The sequence below is a fragment of the Paenibacillus sp. GQ49 genome, from assembly GCF_059759055.1.
The window spans coordinates 23,805-48,992 of sequence record NZ_JCAXEL010000034.1 but is presented as its reverse complement, the minus strand read 5'-3'; the positions used below and the strand labels follow the sequence as shown (position 1 = coordinate 48,992).

Genomic DNA, 25,188 nt, shown 5'->3' with positions numbered 1-25,188 from the left:
ATATATTTTTATTATGCAGTATGGGATTAAAATACAGATTGAATTTGTTGATTTATCAGCACAATAGGATGTATACATGTAACGTTATTCGATACGAATTGACGTTTTTTTGCGTAATAACTAGACTTGTCCGCTCTGGAAAAACAGTTGTGTTCATCAGGCAATACACCTGATATAACCAAGTACTTTTCCTTGACAGTCTAAATATCGCTTTGCTAAGATGGCAATAATAAATTTTTCAGAAAACGTATTTTCGGCGTAAAATACAGCCTGGAATCTTCGGGTTTTGGACCGTAAAGCTGAGCAAACATAAGGAGGAACACTTGCGTGTGGGAAGATAAATTTGGTAAGGAAGGCCTCACCTTTGATGATGTATTGCTAGTGCCACGGAAATCCGAGACACTGCCTAAAGAAGTAGATGTATCTATTCGTTTGAGTGATACTGTAAAGCTAAATATTCCTTTGATCAGTGCGGGTATGGATACGGTAACTGAAGCGACATTGGCTATTGCCATTGCACGTGAAGGCGGTATCGGTATTATCCATAAAAATATGTCGGTTGAACAACAGGCAGAAGAAGTAGATCGTGTTAAACGTTCGGAGAGTGGTGTTATTACGAATCCATTCTCACTGACGGCAGATCATCTGGTGTCTGATGCGGAAGCAGTAATGGCGAAATATCGGATCTCCGGTGTACCTATTATTGAAGGAGATCAGAAGCTGGTTGGTATTTTGACTAACCGCGATTTGCGTTTTATTCATGATTACGGCATCAAAATTAGCGAAGTCATGACTCGTGAGAATCTGGTTACCGCTCCTGTTGGCACTACACTGCAAGAAGCTGAAGGTATCCTTCAAAAGCACAAGATTGAGAAACTTCCATTAGTTGATGAGACAAACACATTGAAAGGTCTTATCACAATTAAAGATATTGAAAAAGCCATTCAATTCCCTCATGCAGCCAAAGACGCTCAAGGTCGTTTGTTGGTTGGTGCAGCGATTGGTATCTCCAAAGATACATTCGAACGTGCAGATGCTTTGGTACAAGCTGGTGTCGACCTGATTACGGTAGACTCGGCTCACGGACACCACATCAATATCATTGAAGCTGTACGTCAGCTTCGTGAACGTTTCCCTAGCCTGACCATCGTTGCAGGTAACGTCGCTACTGGCGCAGCCACTCGTGACCTGATCGAAGCAGGGGCTTCAGTAGTCAAAGTGGGTATTGGTCCAGGTTCGATTTGTACAACACGTGTTATCGCTGGTATTGGTGTACCTCAAGTAACTGCAGTCTACGATTGTGCAACAGTGGCACGCGAATATGGAGTTCCGATTATCGCGGACGGCGGAATCAAATATTCCGGTGAAATTACGAAGGCACTGGCTGCAGGTGCACACGCGGTGATGCTGGGAAGTTTGTTTGCCGGCACAGCGGAAAGCCCGGGGGAAACTGAGATCTTCCAAGGACGTAGCTACAAAGTTTATCGCGGTATGGGTTCAATGGCAGCAATGAAACAAGGTAGTAAAGATCGTTACTTCCAGGATGATGACAAAAAACTGGTTCCAGAAGGAATTGAGGGTCGTGTCGCTTACAAAGGTCCATTGTCTGATACGATTCACCAACTGATTGGTGGTCTGCGTTCCGGTATGGGTTACTGCGGTACAAGCAACCTGGAGCAGCTTCGGAACGATACTGGCTTTATTCGTATTACCGGTGCGGGACTGCGCGAAAGTCATCCCCATGATGTACAGATTACCAAAGAAGCACCTAACTACTCGTTGTAATCGGAAGAGAGTTAATCATTTCCAGGACAGGCTCGGTGATTTTCACCGGGTCTGTCTTTTTTTGCAGATACCCCTGTGATAGAATAGAACAAGCGGTGACGATCCATGGATGGATTAAGGCGTTGCGGCGGCTATTTGACGTGAATCTATGAATATGGTTTTGAAAAGCAAATGTAGTGCCAGAAAAGGCTGCCAGGTAAACAGAAGCGCGGACGTCCTTTTACATAAGCATTTGCAAAATGCGGACTAAGTGACAATCGATAACGAACTTTAGGAGCAATAATATTGCTCGTTCGATACAGCGCATATAGCACACAACTCGTACATCAAACACGCAGGTTAGGGAACAAGAAAATCGCAGCATAAGCTGCACTGAAGCAATTAACAATGCTTTGGATCGAAGGGAGTATTCATCATTGAAAGCCAAACACATGAATAAAAAGAAACGCCAAATGCTCAAAAAGAGCGTAGCCTCGGTAATGCTAATTAACATGCTTTGCATGTCTGCAGTAATGCCGGTCATGGCTGCTGCGGACAACTCCGGTCAGGTTCTGACTGCTGCGGCAACAACAACAAAGACGGAGAAAGCTGTACAGGTGCCTGGGGTAGACTCGCTTGGGCTTGAGGTTAGATCTGCGGTGCTAATGGAAGCCTCAACGGGACAGATTCTACTAAATGTCGATGCGGATAAAGCGATGCCACCTGCAAGTATGACCAAAATGATGACAGAGTACATTGTCGCCGAACAAGTCAAACAAGGTAAATTCGGTTGGGACGATATTGTAACTGTTAAAAAGAATGCTGCACAAAGTATCGGGTCGCGAATTTTCCTCGCGGAAGGTGACCAGCACACAGTTAAGGATCTCTATATTGCTATGGCTGTTGGCTCTGCCAATGATGCTACGGTTGCTTTGGCTGAACATGTTGCCGGTTCGGAAGAAGCTTTCGTGAAAATGATGAATGATGAAGCGAAGCGTATGGGCATGAAGGATACCTTCTTTATCAACTCTTCCGGTCTCGACCGAGCAGATATGCCTGCTGATTTCCGCCCAGCTGAAGACAAGGAAACTGTGATGTCCGCTCTAGATGCTGCAATTCTATGCCGATACATCATTATGGATCACCCGGACTACACAGAATTTACAACTATTCAATCCTACAAGTTCCGTCCCAATGATAAAGCTCCAATTATCAATTATAACTGGATGCTGGAAGCGAATAAAAATATAACCAATTTCAAAAGCTATGCCTATGAAGGTCTGGATGGAATGAAAACAGGCCATACCACGAACGCAGGTAATAACTTTACAGGTACAGCAGAACGTAACGGTATGCGTCTAATTAGTGTTGTTATGGGCACAGATTCGGAATCCGCACGTTTCAGAGAAACTAAAAAGGTATTGGACTATGGATTTAACAACTTTGAAGTGAAACAGGCTGTTGCAGGCAAGACCAAAGTGACGGGCTGGGAAGCGGTACCTTTGAAAAAAGGGAAAGAAACAACCGTTCCTGTTGTAACTGATAATGCGGTAAGTTTTGTTGTTCCCAAAGGTACTCAGAACCTGAATGTGACGTTCAAAGCTAACGTAAATGAGGCTGATAAGCTGGTAGCACCAATCAAGGCAGGTACGAAAGTGGGTACGGTAACGTACACGTATAAAGCAGATGGAATTGAGCCACAGGAAAAAACAGTGAACTTGATCACTGCTGAAGAGGCTGAAAAAGGCGGATGGTTCCGTTTGTTCTTCCGTGCCGTGAAGGATTTCTTCGTAGATCTCTTTGACGGGATCAAAAATCTCTTTTAGTCTATATTTCCGACCGGATGGATTGTATATTTACAATTTTTCCGGTAAAATATCAAGTTAGAATTCACGTATGATGAAGTAAAAAAGTACAATGTTCGTTTACCGTATGCAAGATCGTGGCTGGTAAGAGAAGGGGAATGAGCGTATGAAGATCGGCGTTTTAGCACTTCAAGGAGCTGTAACAGAGCATATTCGAAGTATTGAACGTGCTGGAGCAGAAGGTATAGCTATCAAACAGATTCAGCAATTGGAGGACTTGGACGGTCTTATCCTTCCTGGCGGGGAAAGCACAACGATCGGTAAACTGATGCGCAAGTATGGGTTTATGGATGCCATACGCGCGTTTGCTGCTGACGGCAAACCGGTATTTGGTACCTGTGCTGGCTTGATCGTTATGGCTAAACACATTGCAGGGCAAGAAGAAGCTCATTTGGAGCTAATGGATATGACTGTATCCCGAAATGCATTTGGACGGCAGAGAGAAAGTTTTGAGACGGATTTGCCGGTCAAAGGCATTGAGGAAACGGTAAGGGCTGTGTTTATACGGGCACCCTTGATCGAGAGTGTCGGAGACCAGGTCGAAGTTCTCTCCACATACAAGGATGAGATTGTTACCGCTCGTCAGGGGCATTTGCTGGCTTGCTCCTACCATCCGGAATTGACGGATGACTATCGTCTGCATACTTATTTTGTAGACATGGCCAGATCCTACAAACACACGGTAGACTCTAAATAATGCATGATGTACAACCTATGATCTCCCGGTCATCGGATCACTTCCCCAGAAGCCTTGTAAGGCCGCTGGATGGCAGTTGCATCTGAACGGATGCCTGATGTTGCCTGTATCTGCTTCAAAGCGGGAATCGCAGCGGAGGGTGACACCGGGGATATAGGTTGTTTTTTGGGTTACAGGTTCCGATAAGTATATAGTAAGGTATATACAGTAGAGTTTTGAGAATGGATTTAACATAAGGCTTCACGTTGTGAGGTTATTTAGGAGGGGTATATCGTGCTTGATGTGAAAATATTGCGGAATGAGTATGCACGTGTAGAAGAAGCATTGACTAAACGTGGCAAATCGCTGGATCTTATCGCTGGATTTACCGAGATGGATGCCAAGCGTCGGGAATTGCTTCAAGAGAGTGAAACGCTGAAGAGTCGTCGGAATACAGTCTCCGCGGAAGTTGCTAGACTGAAGAAGAATCGTGAGAATGCTGATGATCTGATTGTGGAGATGCGCGAAGTGTCTGATCGAATCAAAGCTATGGACGAAGAAGTTCGGGAACTGGAAGTGAAGATCAATGATCTCACAATGGCGATTCCGAACATTCCTAACGAAAGTGTACCTATTGGAGCTTCTGAAGACGACAATGTTGAGATTCGTCGTTGGGAAGAGCCGAAGTCATTTACTTTTGCACCAAAAGCCCACTGGGAAATTGCGCAGGATCTCGATATTCTTGATTTTGAGGCGGCTGCCAAAGTAACAGGTTCCCGTTTTACCTTTTATAAAGGTCTGGGTGCGCGTCTGGAACGTGCATTGATTAACTTCATGATGGATCTGCACAGTGATCAACATGGATATGAAGAGATTCTGCCTCCATACATCGTTAATCGGGACAGCTTGTTTGGAACCGGTCAACTGCCTAAGTTTGAAGAAGATCTGTTCAAGTTAAAAGATACTGAATATTATCTGATCCCAACTGCTGAAGTTCCGGTAACGAACTACCATCGCGAAGAGATTCTGAATGTAGATCAATTGCCTAAGCACTTTGTGGCATACAGCTCTTGTTTCCGCTCTGAAGCCGGTTCCGCTGGACGGGATACACGCGGATTGATTCGTCAGCATCAGTTTAACAAAGTAGAGCTGCTCAAGCTCTCCACTCCAGAGACTTCGTATGAAGAGCTGGAGCAAATGACTCAAAATGCGGAGCGTGTGCTTCAATTGTTGGGCTTGCCGTATCGTGTTCTAACATTGTGTACCGCAGATATGGGCTTCACTTCAGCTAAAACGTATGATATTGAAGTATGGTTGCCTGAGAGCAATACCTATCGTGAGATTTCTTCGTGCTCCAACTGTGAGGACTTCCAGGCACGTCGTGCCAATATCCGTTTCCGCAGAGAGCCAAAAGCCAAACCGGAATTTGTTCATACATTGAACGGGTCAGGATTGGCGGTTGGACGGACGGTAGCCGCTATCCTGGAGAACTATCAACAGGAAGATGGTACGGTTGTTATTCCTGAAGCATTGCGTCCTTATATGGGCGGCATCAGTGTGATTGCACATCGCTCTTAAGAGTTAGTTAAACATCCTCATCAAGAGGAATACAAATTCAATCCGTCATTTCGGAATGGCGGATTGGAGTGTTTTGTATAACGGAGGCAGTTGTCTGATACAGGATCATCATTTTTAATATAAAAAAGGTTGCATTATAATGTCGAGATGTGGTATGATACTTTTCGTGGCAAGTTTATAAAAGTTAATTCCCTGGAGAGGTACCGAAGCGGTCATAACGGGGCGGTCTTGAAAACCGTTAGGGGGCAACTCCACGTGGGTTCGAATCCCACCCTCTCCGCCATACTACACTTATAACAAGGACTCGAGCGATCTCGCTCGGGTCCTTTTTTGCGTTGTGAGTTTTTTAAACGTAGTGAGTATACAGGTTGGTGACTGATGTATACGTTGCACAGTACAACGTTATATTTGGAATAAGGCTAATATGTATAAAAACATCTTCATCGCCGCACTTTATAGGAGTGGAGGTGGTAAGATGAACCGCGAGTTAAACATCGATCAGACAGAGCTTGTAGGGGCTTGGCAAGAACGTTTGCCTCAAGTCCTGAATGTTGGAGACCAGGCTCAGGTAATGGCCGATGAAGCCGATCAGCAGGCGATTCGGATACACATTGCTACAGCAGGGCACGAGATGTACTCTTTTGATTTCAAATGTGCTTATGTCGATTCCCGTGAAGTCAGCGTACAGCTGATTGATGTGGAACGGGATGGACGAACGACGGATGAGCGTACAGAACCGATTCAGGAACTGGCTCACGATTATACACGGCACATTCATGAATGCGCCCAGTCCTTACAATCCCAGACGAGATAATAGCCTGAAATCTGAAGGAGTGAACTCAATTGACTAAAGCCAAAGCGGGAGTAGACAAAAACCTGCAAAATGTAGTCGATGATCTGGAGCAGCCTGCCGTAAACAGTCATCATGCCCAGCAAATTCAGCAAGATATTAATGATCGTCGTCATCAGGATGCACTGAATCATGACAAAACGGAAGATAGGGACCCATCCCATTCCTAACCAATGATGAGGGGGCAATAATATGAGCAAACCAAAAACAATTCCCGTACCGGAAGCACAAGCATCCGAACAGCATCGTCATTCATCCAAACGCTCTTCCATGCAGGAACCATTATCCGGTTCCAAAAAAGTAAAAAACCAAAATCATGTGGATCATTTGAATCCCCAAGGTTAATAGAAGAAACAGATTCAAGCAAAAGTCCCTTGTTACCTAACAGGGGGCTTTTGCGTATTCATACATATATAAAGATAGGCACATGGTTATTCCCAAGCTGACATAGGTCTTTGTAGCCATTTTAAAGAGGAAAGATCACATTTTTCCCAAATTAGGTTTCGGTATCTGACGATATGGTATATCATTGATATTGAATTACTTTTTTTGGGGTTATCACGAGAGGAGAGAAACAAATGACTAAACGTATGGGGGCGCTTCTTCTTACGTTGCTGTTGACCGTATCTATGGCATTGACAGCATGTAGCAGCAAGCAGGAACCAAAAGAGGCATTGAAGACGGCTGCGGCCAATGCTTCCAAATTGACTTCGTATGAAATGAGTTCCAACTTTACAATTAATGAATTGAGCTATAAACCTGGGGATGCTTCACAAACTGATCCTACTATGACTCAGTTTATGAGCATGCTGAAGGATGCTCAGTTGAATGTAACAGGTGTATACCAAAGTGAGCCAATGCAGACAGAGATGACTCTTGGCATCGAGCTTAAAGGTGATATGGGTATGACCTTTAACATTCCAATGGTGATGACGGCAGAGAAACTCTATGTGAAAGTGCCGAACATTCCGTTCTTCCCGATTCCGGAGAACGTTGTAGGCAAATTCCTGGAACTTGACCTGAAAGAACTGGCTGAGCAAGAGGGTACGGAATGGAACCCGGATGCTATGGACGCAGCCAAAACGCAAAAGCTGAGCAACGAAGTCATGGACGCAGTGCTGGGCGAGTACGATCAGGCTAAATTCTTCAAAAACCTAGACACCAAAGATGCACAACTTCCTGAAGGTGTAGATGCGAAGCAGGTTGTACAATTCTCGGTGAATAATGACAATGTTAAAGAAGCAGTTACTGTACTGGTAACAAAAGCTATGCCTAAAGTATTGGATATTCTGTCCAAAGAGGAATATCGTGAAATGCTGCAAATGGATCAGGCTGATATCGACAAAGCTAAAGAAGATCTGAAGATCACTGAAGCAGATCAGGCTGAAATGGCTAAAGACTTGGACAAATTGAAAGATGTTCTGACAATTAACCAATTCAACATCGATTTCGCATTGGACAAAAACGACTTCCCGGTATATCAAAAGATGGTCGCTGATGTGCTGATCAAGCCAGAAGATACAAAAGACGAAGTGAAATTGGCATTTACCGGTTCCAATACGTACACCAAGATTAACGAAAAAGCAGCATTCAAAATCAACATCCCTACTGGCGATGACGTAATTACTATGCAAGAGTTCGAAGAACTGATGAACGCTTCATACGGATACTAATCTCGCTGAGTTCAAATAAACCGTCTGTGATTCAAGTGAGGGATAATCTCCTTCCGCTTGGATACAGGCGGTTTCTTTTTGTTACACAGCGTATGAGGGGAATCCGCAAAATAATTGATCTTTGATTTTGAATGGTGGCTGGTGATCTATACAAATAAAACCGCACTCTCTCCTACATAGCTAGAGTAGTGCGGTTTGGAATATTAAATTTGTATATTGTTGAATTGGAAATACAGACAGCTTTGTGGTGGAAATTCTAAATCAGTTAATTCGCAAGTTCGTCCAAGTCTTCAGCAAGCACAGCATAGATCTGATGATCCTGATATTTGCCGTTGATCTTGAGGTATTTGCGAGCAGTACCTTCAAACTGGAATCCGTTCTTCTCCAGTACGCGCTGTGAACCTTTGTTGGAGGGCAATACCGCAGCCTGAACCCGATTTAACTTCAGCGCACGGAAGCCATAAGCTACGGCCAGTTTAACCGCTGCTGTCATTCGTCCGCCACCCTGATAATCTGGATGGATAAAGTAACCCATATCCGCATAATTGGCAACGCCCAGTACGACATTGTTGATACTTACTTGTCCAATCAGCAGGCTGTCTTTAATGGTATAGATTCCAAATTGATATCCTGTACCTTCTTCTGCTGCCTTGACCCGATCCTCAATCCGCCGAGTCTGAGCATCCAGTGTATAGAATTCATCGTCTCGCACGGGTTCTACAGACTGGTAGGGGACGCGTGTGACCTGAATCAGGTCCAGATAGGACTGTGTATCCTGGGGTGTGAGCAACCGAAGGCTTATGCCGTTGGCTGTATCATAGAGTGTTAGTGCCATTACAGCACACTTCCTTTCCGATTGGAATGTTGATATTCAATAGTTAGTGTTATTTTTTACGCAGACGTCTGAAAAATTGAGTTAGCATCGTGGAGCATTCAGGCTGAAGGATATCCGGGATCACCTCGGTGCGATGGTTAAAACGAGGCTCCTGTAGCAGGTTCATCAATGTACCTGCACAGCCTGCCTTGGGATCAGCCGTACCATAGATTACGCGGGGGACCCTCGACTGTACAATTGCACCTGCACACATCGGACAAGGTTCCAGGGTGACATACAGAGAACAATCCAACAAACGCCAAGCTCCGATGGTCTCGCTGGCCTGACGAATAGCCACCATCTCTGCATGGGCGGTGGAATCCAGTGTAGTTTCACGCAGATTGTATCCCCGACCGATAATTTGGTTATTTTGTACGATTACAGCTCCAATCGGCACTTCCCCAAGAGCCTCAGCCTTGTAGGCCTCGGCAATGGCCTCCCGCATCCAGTGCTCATGTTGAGCCTCCTCCGATAAATTCCCAAGATCGGGCTGGAGAGAATGGTCAGTCATTACTATATAACTCCTTCCAAAATCGTTTATTCAGCGAACAAGTATTCGGGTTGTTAACATGTTGTGTATAGAATTGTGGATAAACGTGTAGTTGCTCACATAGTTATAAACAAACTATCCACAAGCCTGTGGGTATGTGGATAAATATAGTGATTCATTTCATTGTAGAGTTCGAAAATGCAAAAAACAACGAATTTCGAGCTTTTCAGTCATTCGGTAACTTTTGGGCACAGGTCAATTATCCTTTTCAAAAAGACATACAAGCGTTATGATGGAGATAGGTTTTGCCATATATCGCCAGAGGGTACAAGCCGAGAGGTGAACAAAAAAACTTGTCTATTAAAACGAAATTATCCATGATTATGTCGTGCTCAGTGCTCGTTATTTTAGTGTTGAATATCGCACTGAGTTATTATACTACAGAAGAGAATCTGAGGCAGGACAGTGAAAACAAGATGGTGCTCACTGCAAAGCAGATTGCAATTTCTGTCGAACAGAATCAATACAGTTCGGATTATGTAAAACGGCAGATTGGAAACAATCTGTGGCTTGCTGCTGTCATGGCAGCGGAAGAATTGGACCCGGATATTAATAATATCACAAATGAAGAACTTGTACGCTTGAGCCAAAAGGTCGGCGTCTCACATATTTCGTTAATGGAGCAGACGGATGATGACATCGTTGTTAGCCGCTCTTCGGATCCGAGAGAAATCGGGCTGTCCACCAAATCCATGACCTATTGGTATCAGGCCTTTAAGCAGTTGTTTGAAGAACAACAGGTGACGATTCCCCAAGGGCAGAAGTTGGAGCATTTCTGGTCAGATGGATTCGAATATTCGACATCCAGTCCTTCGGATATTGATATCTGGGGTTACTACCATGATGGAAAGAGAAACTACATAATCAATCCTTTCTATAATAATACGGAAGTTGATGACTATGTGAAAATCTCTAGTCCGGATGAGATTTTAAATAAAATTCGTGAGGTCAATCCCTCCATTCTGGAGATTACAGGCATCAATCCGTTGACTTTTGGCAGCCCGAATATGGGTGATGACGGAAGAGATTCGAACTTTAGCAAGTTGAATAACAGACCGATTCGCTTTGGTACATACCAGTATGGTTCTACGGATGAGGATCATCGTGCTGTGGTGCGTGCCATTCGAACAGGGCAAAATGTATCTTTTGTCAGTGAAACGCATGAACAGAAGGTATTGAAGAGTTTTATTCCCATTTTCACACCCAATCAGTCTTCCTATGTGATCAGTATTGTCATGGACTATAAGCAAATATCCTCCATGGTATCTGAGCAGTTGGTGAGCCATGCCTCCATATCGTTGGTTTTGCTGGAGATCGTGATCTTTGGCAGCTATCTGCTCGCAGGGTATATTACGCGTCCGATCCAATCCATACTGGGCAAAGTGAATGATGTAGCGGAAGGGCACTTTGATTTCCGTCTGAAAGTCCGGAGGAAGGATGAACTTGGCCAGCTGGCGAATCGTATTAATGCCATGATTCGTAATCTGGGCCATTATACGAGCCGTCTGAAACAGATGTATGAAGAGAATCGGGCGGTGAAAGAACATCTGGAGTCCATTATCAATCAGACAGCGGATGCCATTCACATTACGGATCTTGAAGGAAAAGTGCTGCGGGTTAACCGCGCATTTGAACAATTATATGGCTTTCGAAGTCGTGAGGTGGAAGGTCGTAATCTGAAGATCATCCCGCCAGAGGCAGAAGAAGAAATGAAACGTCAGCATGCTCAACTCGTTGAAGGGATGTCCATTACGTCCAACGAAACCACCTGGATGAAGAAAGACGGGACCCGAGTAGAGGTCAGTGTCAGTACGGCTCCAGTGCGAGACGAAGCTGGAGAGATTACCGCGCTGATTAGCGTCTCCAGGGACATTACAAGTCGTAATCGGATGGAAGAGCTGCTCAGACGTTCTGAGAAGCTAACAACCGTGGGCCAGCTTGCAGCAGGTGTGGCACATGAGATTCGTAATCCACTGACCACGCTGCGCGGATTCCTGCAGTTACAGCAAGAGAGCAACAAGCTGAATCATCGTCATCTGGATCTGATGTTATCGGAGCTGGATCGAATCAACCTTATTGTCGGTGAATTTCTGATTTTGGCGAAACCGCAGGCGGTTCATTTTCAGAATCGGGATATTCGATTTATTCTTGGCGATGTCATCTCGTTACTGGATAGTCAGGCGCATCTGCATGGTGTAGAATTTGTACTGCGTGCCTCATCCGATTCGGCTATGGTACACTGTGAAGAGAACCAGTTGAAGCAGGTATTCATCAATTTGCTGAAAAATGGTATGGAGGCCATGCCAAATGGAGGAAGCATCCATATCAAGCTCAAGCATGACGAACAGTCGAAACGCGTCAGAATTGAGATCAGGGATGAAGGCATTGGTATCCCGGAAGAGATGATGCCCAAGCTTGGGGAGCCTTTCTTTACGAATAAAGAGTCTGGGACAGGGCTTGGCCTGATGGTCAGTCAGCGCATTATTCAATCACATAAGGGCATGATGGATATTAGAAGCGTCATGAACAAGGGAACAACGGTTATCATTGAACTGCCTGCATCCGAGCAACAACCGGAAGTTATTGAGGTAGATCAGGTAACGGATGAACCATGTACAGATGAAGAGAAATAGATGAGGTGAGATTACCTTTTGCGTATTAATAAATTTATTAGTGAAACAGGTTACTGCTCCCGGCGCGAAGCAGATAAGTTGGTGGATAGTGGTCAGGTAACCATTAATGGAGTTAAGGCTGAACTGGGCAGTCAGGCAGAAGAAGGCGACGATGTACGAATCAACGGCAAGCCAATCAAGGAAAAGAGAAAACACGTATATATCGCGCTGAATAAACCGATCGGGATCACGAGCACAACCGAGCAGCATATTCAGGGCAATATCGTTGATTTTGTCGGACACGATGAACGTATCTTTCCAATTGGGCGCCTGGATAAGGACTCAGAAGGTTTGATCCTGATGACCAATGATGGTGATATCGTTAACCGGATTCTTAGATCAGAAGGACGCCATGAGAAAGAGTATATCGTTACTGTTGACCGATCTGTAACCCCGAGTTTCCTTAGAGGTATGAGCACTGGGGTGAAGATCCTGGGTGAAATGACCCTGCCTTGTACAGTGACCCGGATGACCGATCGAGTATTCCGTATCATCCTGACTGAAGGAAAGAACCGTCAGATTCGGCGTATGTGTAGTGCCTTTGGCTACGAGGTTCGTAAGTTGAAGCGTATTCGGATCATGAACATTCATCTTGGAGAAATGGCGGCAGGTTCATGGAGAGAGCTTACCGCTGCTGAAAAAGCGGAGCTGGGCGGTCTGTTGGACTATTCACTGGAATAGTTGATTCGACTTTGACTAATTAACTGATTGAAGCCCTGCTTTCCGAAAAGGAGCGCAGGGCTTTTTGGTATAGGATCAATGACGACAGGTGAATCTTCGCAAATAGTGTGAAAAATTTAGAGATAAACCAAGCATAAGCTTTATATAAACCCAAAAGACCGTTCTCCTTGTACCTGGAGAACGGTCTTTGGTTAATGAATCGCTGACGGCCTCTAGTTTCCTTCGCCAACGGCTTTTACATTTGTATTGTTACTTTGATACTTCCGAATGATAGATACCTCTACACGGCGATTCTGTGCCCGTCCGGTATTGGTGTCATTGCTGGCAATCGGGTGATACTCTCCATAACCACTTGGTGTGAATTTGGAAGGGTCCAATTGTGTGTTCAGCAACAGGATTTTCAGGAAGTTGAGCGCACGATCTGCACTCAGATCCCAGTTATCCTTATATTGGTTGTTCGAAATGGGAATATTATCGGTATGCCCGGATACCACCACTTCATATTCAGGGAACTCCTGCAGCATGCTTGAGATCGCTTTGGCGAGGGATCGTGATTCAGGCTTCACATCTGCTCGGCCTGAGGAGAACAGGGCGTTATCACTGATGGTGATCTTCAATTCAGATTGATTCAGCTTGGTGTTCAGCTGGTCGGAAAGCCCGTTCTTCGAGATATACTGGTCAAGCCGTTTCTTGAGCTTCTCCAGATTCTCTTGCTCTTTCTGAGCCATCTGAGCATCGGTGATCTGATTTGGTGATTTTTTCGTAATTTCCTCAGGCTGTTCTTTCTTCTTACCAAGATCAGCACCCGGAGTTTCAGGATTCATGGAGCTATAATCAAGGACACCTGATCCACCATTCAATGCGCTGCTTAGTGCGGAAGCCATTTGTTCAAACTTACCCGCATCAATGGAACTCATGCCGAACAACACAATAAACAGAGCGAGCAACAAGGTCATCAAGTCGGAATAAGGGAGCAACCAACTCTCGTCTGCATGCTCTTCATGTGGCTCATGCTTCTTAGCCTTTTTCACCTGATGAACCCTCCTTCTCTTCCAGTTGTTTACGTTCGGAAGGTGTCAGGAATACAGATAATTTCTGATTGATAGCAATGGTGGAAACACCGGATTGAATCGAGAGCAGACCCTCAACCATCATGAGCTTGATTTCCATCTCTTGCTTGGACATCCGCTTCAACTTGTTGGACATTGGATGCCACAGTACATAACCTGTGAAGATACCCAAGAGGGTAGCGATGAATGCTGCTGCGATCGCTTGAGAGAGCTTATCCATATCGCTAAGGTCCGCAAGGGCTGCGATCAAACCAACTACAGCTCCAAGAACGCCAAGTGTTGGAGCATACATACCTGCTTGGGAGAAGATCAGTGCACCACTGCGGTGACGTTCCTCTGTAGTATGAATATTTTCCATTAGAACATCGCTGACGAAATCTTGATCGTTCCCGTCGATAATCATTCGCATGCCGCTGCGAAGGAAATGATCGTCGATTTCTTCAACTTTTGATTCTAGTGCAAGCAAACCTTCACGACGGGTAGTGGAAGCCCAGTCCATAAATGTGCCGATTAGGGATACGCGATCGATCAATTTTTGCTGTTTGAACAAAATTCCGAAGAGCTTCGGAATTCTCTTGACTTCTGACATAGGGAATGCCATAAAAATACTTGCTGCGGTACCAACAAATATAATCATGTAGGCTGCTGGGTTGTTGACCAGATTAATTACGGGAGCATGCTTCAACATCATACCGATTACAAGTGAAGCCAGTCCCAAAACAAGTCCAATAATTGTTGAAATGTTCATCATACACCTCATCCATGAGATAAAATTGAATCCTTTCAAGCGGCTAAATTCGGGCTTCCGGACGAACGTAGAGCCGCAATTCGTTTAATGCTTGGCACTCTTTTGGATTGCCAAAACAGTTAAAACGATCATGTATAGTATTTATCGACCAATAGGCCTTTTTTTTTAAGGGCTATTTTCAGGTATAATAAGATCAAATCCGCTCCTTAGGGGCCGAATAGGAGTGAAAAGCCAATGGGCGTAAAGCATGGACGGGATTATGAAGGAATTTTGACAGATTTGACAACGGCAATCGGGCGCATACCGGATCGGTATGTTTTCTTTGAAATGGACTCGGAAGAGTGGGAGAGACTGGCTGCATCTGACCAACTTGAAGTGGATGAGGCGTTGGCGGAGGATTTGTTCTATGCGCTGGGTGAGGAGTCTGTTATTCCGGTTGGAAGTGGCGTGGTCATCCATGATAAGGAGCAGCACCGCATTCATATTTTGATCGGGGAAGAAGAGTTGACATTTGTACCTTTAATTTAGTGTGTTTATATGCATTTTCAGGGGGATGAATGGAACTGGAATTTCCCCCAAAGCCTTATGGTTAGTGGTTCTATGCCATGTAGGTGATTGGATTTTGAAGCTTGTCCGTGGTAAGATGTTAGTCGTGAAATGGGCCAACCGCATGGCGGTGAGCCTGGCCTTTGAGGTTGCTGTTGATCGCACCGAAGGTGTCGGTGGTTATACGGACATACGTCTGTAATGTACCATCCTATGGGGAGGAAGATAACGCATGGTTTTTTCACAAGAGGAAGTCGAAGCTCATCTGGGAAGGCTGGAAGGCTGGGAACTGGAAGAGGGACGGTGGATTGTACGCAAATTTGTGTTCTCCAACTACATGAAAGGGATTGCATTTGTGGATGAGGTCGCTGCGATCTCGGAAGCGTTCAATCATCATCCTTTTATTACGATTGACTATACAACGGTTACGCTGCGTCTTACGTCATGGGATGCGGGCGGTATTACATCTGTAGATATTAAGGAAGCAGGGCAGTACAACGAAGCTTATGACAAAATGAGGTCGGAATAACAAGGTTGGTTATTATCGCACGGCGGAAGTGAGTGAACCATACATGTCAGACTATAATCAGAAACAACCTCTTATTGCTGTCGTAGGCAGTCTCAATATGGATCTCGTGGTGAAGACAGACATGATTCCGGAAGAGGGAGAGACGGTGAGCGGGGAGGAACTGCATTATCTCGCTGGTGGCAAAGGGGCGAACCAGGCTGTTGCCGCTGCACGTCTGGGTGGACAGACCACAATGATTGGTGCGGTGGGATCGGATGGTTTTGGCGAACGTCTGCTGCACAGTCTGACGGAAAGTGGTGCAGATGTCTCGCAGGTTCGCAGATTGGAAGACACGGTTACAGGGACGGCTTCCATCTGGCTCTCTCGGGGAGACAATCGGATTATCGTTATTCCTGGTGCGAATGGGCAAGTAGTGCCTGAGATGCTGGAAGAGGCGGATACGGTAAAAAGCCTGACTGCAGCCGCAGCGGTGCTGCTGCAGCTGGAGATCCCGCTGCCAGCGGTTACCCGCGCCGCCCAACTGGCAGCTGAAGGCAGCGCACTGGTGGTGCTCAACCCGGCTCCCGCGGTGCCGGGTCTGCCCCAGGAGCTCCTGCGGTGCGTCGACGTTGTCACGCCGAACCGCAGCGAGCTTGCCGTGCTTACCGGCCGGGATCATCTCCGGCCGGAAGACCTGGATGCGGCGGTCGCAGAGCTCGCCGCATCCCTCGGGGCCGCTGTCGTCACGACGCTCGGCCCCGAGGGGGCTGTGTACGCGGCGCCTGGTGGCCGCGTACAAGCAGGGCGTGCCGGCGCGTGCCGTGCGCCCGGCTACGCCGTAAGCGCCGTCGATACGACCGGCGCTGGCGATTGCTTCAACGGCGCGCTGGCGGTAGCCCTCGCGCGCGGTGAGACCTTGGACGCGGCTGTAGGCTTCGCCATGGGTGCGGCCGCGTTATCCGTGACAAAGCTCGGCGCCCAGTCCGGGATGCCGTCCGCACGTGAAGTTGAGGCCTTTCTGGCCGAGAATGCGCCAGAGTCCTAATAATTGGCATAACAAAGAGGCTCTTATTCTCCCAAAAGGGGATTAAGCGCCTCTTTGTTATGCGTGTGCAGAGATTATTTCTTCTCTGACAGCCACATGGCGATATTTGCAATCTCTTCGTCCTGCAGTTTGCCCTTGAAGGAAGGCATGCCACCTTTACCTTTGACAATCGTAGAATAGATCTTCTCCAGATCATCCTGGCTACCGATGTTGGCCAGAGCAGGTCCTACGCCACCTTGAAGCTGATCCCCGTGACAGGAGATACAATTGGCTTTGACCAGTGCTTCAGCTTGTCCAGCATCCAATGTTACTTCCGGCATGGTTGGTTTGGCTTCTTCAGCCACTTCTTCTTTCCCTGGAAGCGTAAACATTAAAACAATAGCTAAAGCGCATGCTGCAAAAAATACTCCGCTCATGATCCATTTGTGCATCCCTTATGTCCCCTCCAGAATGAAAGATCATCTAACCTGAAACTATCCATATCATTATAACGGAACCTGTACTGACATCATAGCATTTTGTGGGAATTTTTTGAACTAATCACATAACAAGGGGCGAATTTGGTTGTTTTGCAATGGTTTCTAACCGCGAGGCCCTTCATAAACCATACAGTGAAAGGGCTTCAAGCCGCTTGGGGTCTGTCGTTCGTATGTATCCTGGGTGACAAATCCACTCTTCAGATAGACTTGAATGGCACGAGCATTCCAAGTGAGTACTTCCAGATCAATCTCATTCGTGGGATTTCGGCGAATGGCTTCCTGTACAATGGCAGTGACAAAAGCTGTCCCTTGACCCTGACCACACAGCTCTGGATGCATGCCAAGGCCAATCCGGGTTACCCCTTGAAGTGGGAAGTATTGAGCAAACCCACATATACGATCGTTCTGATCCAGGACGATCGCATATTGCTCCTGCCGCAGCTGTGCATCTCCGAATTCGACTTCCAGAGCTTTCATCTGCTCCCAGGGGAGCCAGCTGTAGATATTGTAAGGCGGGTCATACTGCCAACTGCAGATAAGCTCCGCATGTTCTTCTCGCATGGGTACAACGTGAAACGTCACAGGGGTTTCCTTCATACACCTGCATGCTCCTTTCCTTGAAACAGAACTCTTTGTCCACTCTACAAAAGAGATGTTCATTTAGCAAGTCTTCCTTCCCAAGAAAAAAAATGAAACAAAAGTTCCGGTAATTCCGTTTATATTATAACGGGATGGGTAAAAACATCATAAGGGCACGGACGAACGAACGCAAAATGAACCTGTTGATGTCGCAGGATATGCCCCGAGTAACTTGCAACATGAATAAGGATTGAAGCACAAAAAAACCGCCGGATACATTCCTGCGGAGAATGTACCGGGCGGTTCTGTTATGCTTCTTGCTTCGTTCCAGTATGGTTAATGGTTACAGCATCATGTTGCTCAGCTTGTCCCTAGTCAAGGGCCAGTGATTCATATGCGTCCGTGCTCATAATCCGTTTTGCGCCAACATAACGATTGGCCCAATAGTTTTCACTCAATGCACTGATCGTAACGCCTTTGGAAGAAGAGGAGTGTGCAAACTTTCCATCTCCTACAAAGATTCCTACATGAGATACGCCTTTACCTGTTGTATTAAAGAACACCAGATCGCCAGCTCTCATTTCCATGCGGGATACGGAATCGCCCATGTCGAATTGGGAACTGGATTGGCGTGCCAAATCAATACCCAACTTGTCGAATACATACCGTGTAAATCCGGAGCAGTCAAAGCCGTTAAGCGTTGTTCCTCCACTTTTGTATGTAGTTCCCATTGCTGAATCAATTACTGTGTCCATCTTTGAATCTGCGAATGCGCTACCTGCACCAAGTGATAAAGCGAATGTGATGCTAAGTACAGCTGCGGTTAATTTCTTCTTGAACAAGAGATATTCCCCTTCCAATGCCTGCGAGGTTAGCTTAAGGATTCGGTTGAAGGTCCCCTATGATCCCTCTGTAGCAAGATCAATTCACCCATAACTGGTTCCCCCGCTTCCCAGGTGCCAGGAATTTGGCTATGCTAGTTATGCACCTGCGAAATCAAGAAATGACGATTTAATTTTAAGTAGTTACAAATATGAATGTAAAGATTACAAAGTTGTTACTAAAAACTCACTGCGATTATTGTAACAGAGGAGTACGGCTTTGGCAACGTTTAACAACAAATTTAGCAAAAAAACCTCGACCTTTGACGGGGAAAGGTTGAGGTTTGCCTATTTATTAAGTACATATTAGGGCATGAGTTTAACATGTGATGGTAACAATTTTTAAACTATCTGCTCTCACCTTTGGATATTTTGGACTGCCATAATCGGAAATGGCTGCATATTTTCCACAGACTCAATAGACATCTGGCAAGTGGATACGTCTGTTGTAGTATAAGTCCGGTAAGTCCCGTTAATAACCATGAGGCTGAAGTGAATGCCCCAAAGACGAGCAGGTGTACTCCCCCCAGCAGGAGTGCAATGCCGATTACAGCGATGAGATGACGCAGTGCAATCCAGAGTGCTTTGAGGGTACCGTGAGCCCCGCCTTCTCCTTCTGGTGCCGAAACACCGAACTGCATGTAGAGTATGGCGTGGTGGATGATCCAACCATATACAATCCAGGCAGCAACATAAGGGATACCAGGCAAAAGTAATTGAAGGGAATGAAATCCGTCCATGAGAATCGAGTAGAGCTTCGGTATGAGCCAGTAGGCGGGCAGAAGTATCAATAAAGTACGTATGGTGTGGAGCAGCAGCATCGGTTTCCACAGATTTTTGATTCCGCGGACGAAGGGGATGCGCTCTTCTGTAGAGTTAAAGTGCTGAAGTGAGTAGAGCAGTCCTGCCTGAATGAGGGGGCTGATCAACATGCGAACCAGCAGCATGCCCCCCAGAATCCATAGATAACGATGAACCTCCGGATGGGTAGACAGGTTGAGTTGACTTTCCATTTTGAACAAAAGTGTACTCAGTTCCCCGGCATCAGAATCCGGATAACGCAGGAGTAGGGGGATGACCGCCGATTGTACCATTCGATAGAAGAAATATCCCCAAATGAGTTGATAGAGAAATAAGAGTGCGGCAATGAACATATGCTGACGGACGAGAAACCAGCCTTCACGTATTTTCGCTTTCACCGTTTCCACCTCACCATGACAGACCTCCGAATATGGCTTCTATTAGTTTGGTTACACTCATGCTCCAGCGGGATTTCGCCCGCTCATCCAGTCCGGATTTCAGGAAATTGTTCATATGGCGGTTCTCCAGCACGATCGTGTACAGGGGATCGGTCATGGCCCAGGATACGGGGGATGTGTGAGTTAATTTATAGGTGATGCGATCTTCTTTGCCATTCCATTGCTTGGTGAGGATATGCCCGTCTTCAAAAGCAATGCGAACAGGAACGGCGCTGTAGTCACTGCCTTTTTTCGCTATCGTCACGGATGACTCGTACAATGTTTGACCGTCTTTCTGTACGGGCGTAACACGAATCTTCTCTACAGCAAAGTCAGCCATCCCGTTACCATAGACGTATTGATCAAAATAATCAGACCAGGAAGTGCGAGTCACTTGTTCCACAACGTTCTGGAAATCAGCCGAAGTGGGATGTTTGAAGCGGTACTTCTTCACATAGGTAGAGAGAATGCGTTCCATCTTTTTGGTACCGACTTGATGTTCAATACCAAGCAATACAAGCTTGCCACGTGTATAGACATTGGCTGCATACTCATTCTGTGAATCAAACTTCCAGGATTCTTGTGTTAAGGATGAAGGAGACGTAATTAGTCCCGATTGTACCGGCAGATTCGGAATCAATCCGTATTCCTGCTCCATCAGTTTGTCTTCTGCATAAGAGGTGAACCCCTCATCCAGCCAGGCCTCCTCGAATTCGTTGCTGGCAACCATGCCGTAGAAGTACTGGTGTCCGATCTCGTGGATTACGGTACGTTCCAGGTCATAACCTGGCGTAGTGTCATCGGCTCCAAAGGCCGTAACTAGCGTAGGGTATTCCATACCTCCAGCACCGTTCCCCGCTTTGGGTGGAACTACGATGGATAAGGTAGCGTAAGGATACGGGCCAAACCATTTGCTATAATTGGCTAGAGCGGCCTTCGCAGCATGGAAATAACGTTCTTTCAGATCCTGATGAGCTGGGTCCAGATATAACTTGATTCGTACACCAGGCACATTGGGTGCAGAGAATGGTTCCTCGGCGTACACAAAATCGGGTGAGGCTGCCCAGGCGAAGTCATGCACATCATCGGCATAGAATTGATAGACCTTTTCTCCGTTTTTCACCACGGCTTGCTGCGTTGGAAATCCGGTAGCAGCCACTTTGTATGTTTCAGGCACTCGAATACGCACACTATATATACCGAAGTCGGCGTAGAACTCTGAATTGCCATGGTACTGGTGCAGATTCCAGCCTTCCGTTGTTCGTCCACGCCTGCCTACAGGTTCATAGGCACTTAATTTGGGAAACCATTGACCTGCCATGACAAAATGATCAGCAGTTCCCATCCGGGCAAAAATCTTTGGCAGATTCACTTCAAATCGGGTGTGGAGCGTGATGCTTTCCCCACCTTTGACGGGTTTGGGCAGGCGTACTTTAATGAGGGTGGTGTCCTTGATATTTCCGTCATCTGGTTGCACATACTGCATCCGGTGCAGGAGAGAGAGCCCGTCCTCCGTTTTCATTTCGGTAATGTTCATGGAGCCGTAACCATTGGTAGGCATGACATCACCCCGAAGCTTTCCGCCGGATTCCCTCATAAAGGTGGTGTCAGCAGAAGAGAAGGCGTTGGGATACATATGAAAGTAAAGCTCGCTGACGGTTTTTTTGCCTGGATGTGTCCAGGTAATCGTCTGAGTCCCTTCCAATACGTTTCCTTCGACCAGCTTCACATCCATGTGATATTCCACAACACGGTTGCTGTACACTTCGGCTGTAGGGGTCTGTACACTTTCTGGAGGTGCTGGAGTTGGAGCTATTGCCTTGGGCTTGCCCGATTCGGGGGCGAGTACTGGCAATTCGGAATGAGTTGAGCGATTATAACCCAGAGTGATCCATATCCCTCCGGCAAGTACACACAGGGCCAGGGATGCAGTGAGCCAGCTCTTGGCGCGTCGTGGAATCATCGTTAAATACCTCCCGTTGACAAGCATCTACAGCATGTATATGTTTGCAATGGGGCAATTATTAGTTAAAATATTTGTATCAACCCTTGGAGGCTATAAACATGGACCAAAACGAGCAAAACGGCAAAAAACAGATTGCCTTGAATATCGTTAGTGCAAAAAGCAAGCATAAAGGCTTCGGTGCAGGCTCCATTGATCTGAATAACCTTTCCCCGGTCATTATTGATAATGGCGAAGCCAAAATCGATATCGGTGCGATGCATGCGAAGAGCAAAGTGGAACGCAATATCAAGTTCTCTACTAATCGTGAAGATGTGCCCAACGGACGCCAGGTATGGCTAGTGTGGGTAGCTGTCGATCGCACGGAGGAAGGCCAACTGTATGGTGGAGCAACGGCATGTGAGATGTGGATTGATACGGAAGCAAGACGTGGATGGAAACTGTTGGCGGAACATGTGAATCGCATGGATTATGCCTTGAAGCGTCGCTTCATGCTGGATGAGCTTGGACCTGAAGCCCGAGCTGCACTTAAGACACTGCTGATCTCACACAACGAAGACTGGTGGAATGCTTCTCCAGATGTATTGAAGGAAGCACTCGCCTAAGGCAGATCATTCAACAAAGTATAAAAGCAAAAAGAAGCAAAAGGCCCCTTGACCGGAAAGTTCGGCTGGGGGTCTTTTGCTTGTGCATTAATCGTATTCATTGATCTGAATAATTATGAGTTTTCATTCGAAGTGAATTTCCAATTGTTTAATATAACCAGGAATTATAGGTGGCGTAACTAAGTCATCGCCCATTTACGTCATTCTACCCACCAACGTTTGAAATCTCCCCACCAAGAATGTTTCTCTTCCTGTATGCCTTGTTGATTCTGTACCTGACGTGTCTTCTCATCTTCTCCAGAATCTGAATCATCCGTCGTACCGTGACATACCTCTGTCGGTTCAGTACCATCAATAAAAACTTCCAATCGTTTCTCTTCACAACCGTTGCCTGCCAGCTTGCCGGATTCCGGGTCAATATAGACACTTACAACATGATCAGGCACGGTGAAAATTTTGGGTGGTACGCTCGCAAGAGCCTGCTCTGTGAATTGGGCAAAGATTGGCGCCGCCCGGCGACCATCCGAAGTTGAGATGGCTTTGCCTTGGTCGTACCCAACCCATACAGCGGTGGAGAGCTCGGGTGTGAATCCGACGAGCCAGGCATCCGTATTGGTCGTTCCCGTCTTTCCGGCAACCGGACGTTTGATCGCCTTAGACACCCGGTTACCCGTTCCCCCATTTTCGAAGACACTTTCCATTAAACGAGTCAGGACATAAGCTGCTGCAGGTTCCACGACGGTCTCAGCCTTGGTTTGAGGGGATTCATAGAGTACACGTCCTGCGGCATCTGTTACTTGCAGAATGGCGACAGGTGGCGTCCGTTGTCCACCGGCAGCAATGACGGAAAAGGCCGACGCCATCTCCAGTGGGCTGACAGGTGACGTTCCCAGTGCAAGAGAAGGTACGGCGCTCAGGTTGCTTGTAATGCCGAGGTTTTTTGCCATACTCACAACCTGCTCAGGACCGATCTGCATAATGGTGTTCACCGCATAAATATTGTCTGAAGCGGCGATCGCCTGTCTTAGATCAATCTCACCCAGATACTTGTCTCCAAAGTTGCCGGGTTTATAGGTTTTGCGGTCATTGTCATAGTGGAAAAGGGTAGGTTCACTGTTAAATATGGATGCACTGGTGAGTTGCTTGGATTCCAGGGCTGCTAGATACATAATCGGTTTAAACGCCGAACCTGGCTGGCGCGTTGTCGCCAGTACATGGTTAATCTGATTGGTGCGGTAATTCTTGCCGCCTACCATGGCTTTGATGTAGCCCGTACGAGGGTCGATGGACACGAGGGCCGTCTCCAGCTCGCTTTTGGCATCCATACCCTTCGCTATGGCGTCTTCCGCGGCTTTTTGTACACGCAGATCCAGGGTGGTGTAGATGTTCAATCCCCCATGATCCAGCATCGCTTCACTGATTCCCAGCTCTTTAATGGCCAGATTTCGGATATAGTCACGGAAATAAGGAGCACTTTCCACCGTTTTACGCTCACTTTCCGGTTTGAACGAAAGCATTTTCTCATAGGCCTTATCCGCTTCGGCCTGGGTGATCTTACCGATATCAGCCATGGCATTCAGCACAATCTTCTGTCGGTCTTTGGCATTCTTCATATGATTATAGGGTGAATAGTAGGTAGGTCCTTTCGGGATTCCTGCCAGCATGGCACTCTCTGCAAGATCCAGCTGTTTGGCTGATTTGCCAAAATACATTCGTGAAGCCGCTTCGATTCCGTACGCACCATGCCCATAATAGATTTCGTTCAGATACATCTGCAAAATTTCATCCTTGCTGTATTTCATCTCCAATTGCGCCGTGTACATGGCTTCCTTGGCTTTGCGAGTCCATGTTTTCTCATGAGATAGATATAGGTTACGCGCCAGCTGTTGAGTCAATGTACTCGCACCCTGCGACATCTGCATATGTTCGAGGTTAACGAGCACAGCCCGTCCCATCCCTTGCACGTCGAACCCGTAGTGATTATAGAATTTGCGGTCCTCTACAGCCAGAGTGGCATTGACCAGATCTGGAGCGATATCCTCCAGTTGAACGGGTACAGAGTCTTTGCCACCTGCAGAGAAGGTAGCGATGACTTCACCTTGACTGTCCAGTAATCTGGAATTCCGGTCAGAGTCTGCTAGGGGCAGGCTGGTTGCGTATAGATAGACCAATCCTGCAGCGGTAGCAAGTATGGCGAGCACGGCGAGCAGAGACAGGCTTTTAAACAATTTACGTACACGGAACCCGCGTTTGCGGGTCTTTTGATTTGGCTTGGTCATGGAACGGGCTCCTCTCTTTTCTTCCAGTATGGGACTGGATTGGCAGGGATATTCAATCGGGTGC

The 25,188-nt window shown here is 46.5% G+C and carries 25 protein-coding genes, 1 tRNA gene and 1 riboswitch; of the genes, 16 read left to right on the top strand and 10 right to left on the bottom strand.

Annotation, left to right across the window (positions count from 1 at the left end; translation table 11 throughout):
• The first annotated feature begins 327 nt into the window (after positions 1-327).
• The 9 genes from guaB (at position 328) to AC6CIF_RS31415 (ending at position 8,406) form a co-directional block, all read left to right on the top strand.
• Positions 328-1,785, top strand: coding sequence for an IMP dehydrogenase (gene guaB / locus AC6CIF_RS31455; protein ID WP_017691330.1), 1,458 nt, complete (start codon positions 328-330; stop codon positions 1,783-1,785).
• Positions 1,786-2,201: 416 nt separating this feature from the next.
• On the top strand, positions 2,202-3,590 hold the full coding sequence (locus AC6CIF_RS31450) for a D-alanyl-D-alanine carboxypeptidase family protein (RefSeq protein WP_076216990.1): 1,389 nt from the start codon (positions 2,202-2,204) through the stop codon (positions 3,588-3,590).
• 145 nt (positions 3,591-3,735) lie between these two features.
• The gene (gene pdxT, locus AC6CIF_RS31445; RefSeq protein ID WP_498202700.1) at positions 3,736-4,326 is read left to right on the top strand and encodes a pyridoxal 5'-phosphate synthase glutaminase subunit PdxT; all 591 of its coding nucleotides are present in this window, start codon (positions 3,736-3,738) and stop codon (positions 4,324-4,326) included.
• Between the two features lie 273 nt (positions 4,327-4,599).
• Positions 4,600-5,883, top strand: coding sequence for a serine--tRNA ligase (gene serS, locus AC6CIF_RS31440; RefSeq protein WP_498202699.1), 1,284 nt, complete (start codon positions 4,600-4,602; stop codon positions 5,881-5,883).
• 194 nt (positions 5,884-6,077) lie between these two features.
• Positions 6,078-6,166: transfer RNA gene (locus tag AC6CIF_RS31435), tRNA-Ser, on the top strand.
• A gap of 192 nt (positions 6,167-6,358) precedes the next feature.
• Entirely contained in the window at positions 6,359-6,697 is a 339-nt protein-coding gene (locus tag AC6CIF_RS31430; RefSeq protein ID WP_036607297.1) for a hypothetical protein, read from the top strand.
• 29 nt (positions 6,698-6,726) lie between these two features.
• Complete coding sequence (locus AC6CIF_RS31425; RefSeq protein ID WP_017691325.1) at positions 6,727-6,903, top strand: hypothetical protein; 177 nt, start codon at positions 6,727-6,729, stop codon at positions 6,901-6,903.
• A gap of 22 nt (positions 6,904-6,925) precedes the next feature.
• Positions 6,926-7,078, top strand: a complete 153-nt coding sequence (locus AC6CIF_RS31420) for a small acid-soluble spore protein P (RefSeq protein WP_036607296.1) — start codon at positions 6,926-6,928, stop codon at positions 7,076-7,078.
• A 233-nt stretch (positions 7,079-7,311) separates the two neighbouring features.
• Complete coding sequence (locus AC6CIF_RS31415) at positions 7,312-8,406, top strand: hypothetical protein (protein ID WP_498202698.1); 1,095 nt, start codon at positions 7,312-7,314, stop codon at positions 8,404-8,406.
• 265 nt (positions 8,407-8,671) lie between these two features.
• On the opposite strand, the gene AC6CIF_RS31410 is transcribed toward AC6CIF_RS31415, so the two are convergent.
• Positions 8,672-9,241 (bottom strand): GNAT family N-acetyltransferase, encoded by a 570-nt coding sequence (locus AC6CIF_RS31410; RefSeq protein WP_076216994.1) that lies wholly within the window; start codon positions 9,239-9,241, stop codon positions 8,672-8,674.
• A gap of 49 nt (positions 9,242-9,290) precedes the next feature.
• Positions 9,291-9,791, bottom strand: a complete 501-nt coding sequence (gene tadA, locus AC6CIF_RS31405; protein WP_237178622.1) for a tRNA adenosine(34) deaminase TadA — start codon at positions 9,789-9,791, stop codon at positions 9,291-9,293.
• A 332-nt stretch (positions 9,792-10,123) separates the two neighbouring features.
• Between tadA and AC6CIF_RS31400 the strand changes: the two genes are divergently transcribed.
• Both AC6CIF_RS31400 and AC6CIF_RS31395 read left to right on the top strand, forming a co-directional pair.
• Positions 10,124-12,463: an ATP-binding protein gene (locus AC6CIF_RS31400; protein WP_498202697.1), complete on the top strand. Its 2,340-nt coding sequence runs from the start codon at positions 10,124-10,126 to the stop codon at positions 12,461-12,463.
• Between the two features lie 18 nt (positions 12,464-12,481).
• Positions 12,482-13,183: a pseudouridine synthase gene (locus tag AC6CIF_RS31395; RefSeq protein WP_498202696.1), complete on the top strand. Its 702-nt coding sequence runs from the start codon at positions 12,482-12,484 to the stop codon at positions 13,181-13,183.
• A gap of 212 nt (positions 13,184-13,395) precedes the next feature.
• Here the strand turns inward: AC6CIF_RS31395 and motB are convergent, their stop codons facing one another.
• Together motB and motA are read right to left on the bottom strand one after the other, a co-directional pair.
• Positions 13,396-14,214: a flagellar motor protein MotB gene (gene motB / locus AC6CIF_RS31390; protein WP_076216997.1), complete on the bottom strand. Its 819-nt coding sequence runs from the start codon at positions 14,212-14,214 to the stop codon at positions 13,396-13,398.
• Positions 14,201-15,001: a flagellar motor stator protein MotA gene (gene motA, locus AC6CIF_RS31385; protein ID WP_056698100.1), complete on the bottom strand. Its 801-nt coding sequence runs from the start codon at positions 14,999-15,001 to the stop codon at positions 14,201-14,203. Before motA ends, motB begins: the two co-directional genes overlap by 14 nt.
• A 234-nt stretch (positions 15,002-15,235) precedes the next feature.
• On the opposite strand from motA, the gene AC6CIF_RS31380 reads away from it, so the two are divergent.
• The 4 genes from AC6CIF_RS31380 to rbsK are packed head-to-tail and all read left to right on the top strand — an operon-like array spanning position 15,236 to position 17,100.
• Positions 15,236-15,529, top strand: a complete 294-nt coding sequence (locus AC6CIF_RS31380; RefSeq protein ID WP_076216998.1) for a hypothetical protein — start codon at positions 15,236-15,238, stop codon at positions 15,527-15,529.
• A 25-nt stretch (positions 15,530-15,554) separates the two neighbouring features.
• Positions 15,555-15,749 carry a hypothetical protein gene (locus AC6CIF_RS31375; protein ID WP_076216999.1) on the top strand — a complete coding sequence of 65 codons (195 nt, stop codon included), beginning with the start codon at positions 15,555-15,557 and terminating at the stop codon, positions 15,747-15,749.
• A 30-nt stretch (positions 15,750-15,779) separates the two neighbouring features.
• The gene (locus AC6CIF_RS31370; protein WP_062838136.1) at positions 15,780-16,076 is read left to right on the top strand and encodes a 4a-hydroxytetrahydrobiopterin dehydratase; all 297 of its coding nucleotides are present in this window, start codon (positions 15,780-15,782) and stop codon (positions 16,074-16,076) included.
• Positions 16,077-16,119: 43 nt separating this feature from the next.
• Entirely contained in the window at positions 16,120-17,100 is a 981-nt protein-coding gene (rbsK, locus tag AC6CIF_RS31365) for a ribokinase (RefSeq protein WP_498202695.1), read from the top strand.
• 74 nt (positions 17,101-17,174) lie between these two features.
• On the opposite strand, the gene AC6CIF_RS31360 is transcribed toward rbsK, so the two are convergent.
• The 5 genes from AC6CIF_RS31360 to AC6CIF_RS31340 all read right to left on the bottom strand — a co-directional run bounded on the left by AC6CIF_RS31360 (position 17,175) and on the right by AC6CIF_RS31340 (position 22,240).
• A complete protein-coding gene (locus AC6CIF_RS31360; RefSeq protein ID WP_036607288.1) occupies positions 17,175-17,531 on the bottom strand; it encodes a c-type cytochrome in 357 nt (118 codons plus the stop codon).
• 150 nt (positions 17,532-17,681) lie between these two features.
• On the bottom strand, positions 17,682-18,176 hold the full coding sequence (locus AC6CIF_RS31355; RefSeq protein WP_036607287.1) for a GNAT family N-acetyltransferase: 495 nt from the start codon (positions 18,174-18,176) through the stop codon (positions 17,682-17,684).
• Positions 18,177-18,529: 353 nt separating this feature from the next.
• A complete protein-coding gene (locus tag AC6CIF_RS31350; protein ID WP_036607285.1) occupies positions 18,530-19,000 on the bottom strand; it encodes a C40 family peptidase in 471 nt (156 codons plus the stop codon).
• 3 nt (positions 19,001-19,003) lie between these two features.
• A riboswitch (cyclic di-AMP (ydaO/yuaA leader) is annotated at positions 19,004-19,141 on the bottom strand.
• A 245-nt stretch (positions 19,142-19,386) separates the two neighbouring features.
• On the bottom strand, positions 19,387-20,238 hold the full coding sequence (locus AC6CIF_RS31345; RefSeq protein WP_498202694.1) for a hypothetical protein: 852 nt from the start codon (positions 20,236-20,238) through the stop codon (positions 19,387-19,389).
• Positions 20,239-20,248: 10 nt separating this feature from the next.
• Positions 20,249-22,240 (bottom strand): M1 family metallopeptidase, encoded by a 1,992-nt coding sequence (locus AC6CIF_RS31340; RefSeq protein WP_498202693.1) that lies wholly within the window; start codon positions 22,238-22,240, stop codon positions 20,249-20,251.
• Positions 22,241-22,341: 101 nt separating this feature from the next.
• Between AC6CIF_RS31340 and AC6CIF_RS31335 the strand changes: the two genes are divergently transcribed.
• On the top strand, positions 22,342-22,845 hold the full coding sequence (locus AC6CIF_RS31335) for a YwhD family protein (RefSeq protein WP_091039209.1): 504 nt from the start codon (positions 22,342-22,344) through the stop codon (positions 22,843-22,845).
• 200 nt (positions 22,846-23,045) lie between these two features.
• Here AC6CIF_RS31335 and AC6CIF_RS31330 read toward each other — a convergent pair whose 3' ends face one another.
• A complete protein-coding gene (locus AC6CIF_RS31330; protein WP_498202692.1) occupies positions 23,046-25,124 on the bottom strand; it encodes a transglycosylase domain-containing protein in 2,079 nt (692 codons plus the stop codon).
• Positions 25,125-25,188 lie beyond the last annotated feature (64 nt).